The organism is Streptomyces sp. NPDC005408, assembly GCF_040606445.1.
Lineage (GTDB): Bacteria > Actinomycetota > Actinomycetes > Streptomycetales > Streptomycetaceae > Streptomyces.
Map to the genome: position 1 here is coordinate 1 of NZ_JBEXEX010000128.1, position 2855 is coordinate 2855.

The 2855-nt window shown below is 69.8% G+C and carries 3 protein-coding genes and 1 pseudogene; all 4 read left to right on the forward strand.

The window, feature by feature from the left end:
* A pseudogene (locus tag ABZS64_RS39200) lies at positions 1-137 on the forward strand (sugar phosphate isomerase/epimerase); the annotation flags it as partial.
* Positions 137-790: an EboA domain-containing protein gene (locus ABZS64_RS39205; RefSeq protein ID WP_355839988.1), complete on the forward strand. Its 654-nt coding sequence runs from the start codon at positions 137-139 to the stop codon at positions 788-790. The pseudogene ABZS64_RS39200 and the gene ABZS64_RS39205, both read left to right, overlap by 1 nt.
* Entirely contained in the window at positions 790-1638 is an 849-nt protein-coding gene (locus ABZS64_RS39210) for a TatD family hydrolase (RefSeq protein WP_355839990.1), read from the forward strand. The genes ABZS64_RS39205 and ABZS64_RS39210 overlap by 1 nt, the downstream gene beginning before the upstream one ends.
* 12 nt (positions 1639-1650) lie before the next feature.
* The gene (gene eboE / locus ABZS64_RS39215; RefSeq protein WP_355839992.1) at positions 1651-2820 is read left to right on the forward strand and encodes a metabolite traffic protein EboE; all 1170 of its coding nucleotides are present in this window, start codon (positions 1651-1653) and stop codon (positions 2818-2820) included.
* Positions 2821-2855 lie beyond the last annotated feature (35 nt).

The following is a 2855-nucleotide window of genomic DNA, read 5'->3' on the forward strand; positions in this document are numbered from 1 at the left end:
TCCCGCCCGTACTCGAAGCCCTCGCCGCCACCGGCTACCGCGGCCTGACCGTCGTCGAACTGCCCCGCCACTCCCACGCCGGCCCCGAACTCGCCGCGCGCTCCCTGCAGTTCTTACGAAACGGAGGAAGCAACTGATGTACGCACAGGCAGAAACCGCCGACCTGCACACCGAACTCGAAGAGCGGCTCGCGCCCCCCGCCCGGGACTGGCTGGAGGGCGCACTCGCCGCCGCCGAGGCGGCCGAACACCTGCCACCGATACCCGCCCAACGCGGCCTCCCCGCTTGGGAGGTGCGATTCGCAGAGGCCGGCCGCCACTGCGGCGAGGACGCCGCCGACGTCATCCGGGTCCTCCTGCTGCACGCCGCCCGTACCAAGGCCCCGGCAGTGGCCCGCCTCTACCACCAGGGCACCGCCGCGGAACGGCGCGCTGTGCTGCGTGCCCTGCCCTATCTCGGCCTCGACCCCGTCCAGGGGCTGCCGCTCGTCGAGGACGCCCTGCGTACCAACGACACCCGGCTCGTCGCCGCTGCTGTCGGCCCGTATGCCGCCGAGCACCTCGACCCGCACTCCTGGCGGCACGCCGTCCTGAAGTGCCTGTTCAACGGCGTGCCGGTCGATGCGATCGCGTTCCTTGCCGAGCGCGCCAGGGGAGATGCCGAACTCGCCCGCATGCTCGGCGACTACGCCGAGGAACGCACCGCGGCAGACCGCGAGGTGCCCGACGACCTGTACCGGGTGCTCACCCTGACCGGCGAGCAGTCCGACGGCCCGGGGGAGGAGTCCTGATGCGTATCTTCGACCCCCACATCCATATGACCTCCCGCACCACCGACGACTACGAGGCCATGTACGCCGCGGGTGTGCGGGCCGTGGTCGAGCCCGCCTTCTGGCTCGGTCAACCGCGCACCTCTCCCGCCAGCTTCTTCGACTACTTCGATGCCCTGCTCGGCTGGGAGCCCTTCCGTGCCGCCCAGTACGGCATCGCCCATCACTGCACGCTCGCCCTCAACCCCAAAGAGGCGAACGACCCCCGCTGCACGCCGGTGCTTCAGGAACTGCCCCGGTATCTGGTCAAGGACAACGTCGTCGCCGTCGGTGAGATCGGCTACGACTCGATGACCCCCGCCGAGGACACGGCGCTGGCCGCCCAGCTCCAGCTCGCCGCCGACCACGGCCTGCCCGCCCTCGTCCACACCCCGCACCGCGACAAACTCGCCGGGCTGCGTCGCACCGTCGACGTCGTCCGCGAATCCGCGCTCCCCACGGAACACGTGCTGCTGGACCATCTCAACGAGGTGACGGTGAAGGAGGCCAAGGACGCCGGCTGCTGGCTCGGCTTCTCCGTCTATCCGGACACCAAGATGGACGAGGACCGGATGGTCGCGATCCTCAAGGCGTACGGAACCGAGAAGGTGCTGGTCAACTCGGCCGCCGACTGGGGCAGGAGTGATCCGCTCAAGACCCGCAAGGTCGGCGACGCCATGCTGGAGGCCGGATTCGACAAGGACGACGTCGACCAGGTCCTGTGGCGCAACCCTGTCGCCTTCTACGGGCTCAGCGGCCGTCTCACCCTCGATGTGGATGACACCGACGCCACCCACGAAGGCAACTCCATCCTCCGCGGCGGGGATTGAGGAGACTGGCACATGCGCTTCCGCCACCCCGACGGCACCACCGTCCACCTGGCGTACTGCACCAACGTCCACCCCGCGGAGACCCTCGACGGCGTCATCGCCCAGCTGCGCGACCATTGCGAGCCGGTGCGCAAACGCCTGGGCCGCGACCGTCTCGGCATCGGCCTGTGGCTGGCCAGGGACGCGGCCCGCACGCTGTGCAGAGATCCAGCCGCGCTACGGGGCCTGCGCGCGGAGCTCGACCGCCGTGGCCTGGAGGTCGTCACCCTCAACGGCTTCCCCTATGAGGGATTCGGTGCCGAAGAGGTCAAGTACCGCGTGTACAAGCCGGACTGGGCCGATCCGGAGCGACTGGCCCACACCACCGACCTGGCCCGGATTCTCACGTCCCTGCTGCCGGGCGATGTCGCCGAGGGCACTATCTCCACTCTGCCTCTGGCCTGGCGCACCGCGTACGACAACGACCGTGCACGGACGGCCATCGCCGCGCTGAACGCGCTCGCCGAACGTCTCGACACCCTCGAAGGGCTCACCGGACGCTCCGTCCGCATCGGTCTGGAACCCGAGCCCGGCTGCATCGTGGAGACGACCGCCGACGCCATCGACGTCCTCGGTGAGCTGCCGCGGGAGCGGATCGGTATCTGTGTGGACACCTGCCATCTCGCGACCTCATTCGAAGATCCGCAGTGTGCGCTCGACGCACTTGACGGCGCGGGTATCCCGGTCGTCAAGGCCCAGTTGTCCGCCGCCCTGCACGCCGATGAACCCCACCTCCCCGAAGTGCGGGCAGCGCTGGCCGCCTTCGCCGAACCCCGTTTCCTGCATCAGACCCGCACGCGTACCGCCGCCGGCCTGCGCGGTACGGACGACTTGGGCGAAGCGCTGGGTGGGGGCTCTCTGCCGGACGGGGCACCGTGGCGCACGCACTTCCATGTCCCGCTGCACGCGGCCCCCGCCGCTCCACTCACCTCCACGCTGCCGGTCCTGCGGGAGTCCTTGGCGTATCTGGTGGGCGGGCCGGTTCCGTTGACGCGGCATCTGGAGGTGGAGACCTACACCTGGCAGGCGCTCCCGGCCGAGTTACGTCCGCGTAACCGAACCCAGCTCGCGGACGGTATAGCTGCCGAACTCGCCCTGGCCCGTGACCTGTTGACCGACCTCGGCCTGAAGGAACTCCCATGACGGACGCCCCGAACCCCACCCCCCTCCTGGTCCTG

Bases quoted from the DNA above. Each gene is read 5' to 3' on its own strand.
- ABZS64_RS39205 (WP_355839988.1), top strand. From the start codon at position 137: ATGTACGCACAGGCAGAAACCGCCGACCTGCACACCGAACTCGAAGAG.
- ABZS64_RS39210 (WP_355839990.1), top strand. From the start codon at position 790: ATGCGTATCTTCGACCCCCACATCCATATGACCTCCCGCACCACCGAC.
- eboE (WP_355839992.1), top strand. From the start codon at position 1,651: ATGCGCTTCCGCCACCCCGACGGCACCACCGTCCACCTGGCGTACTGC.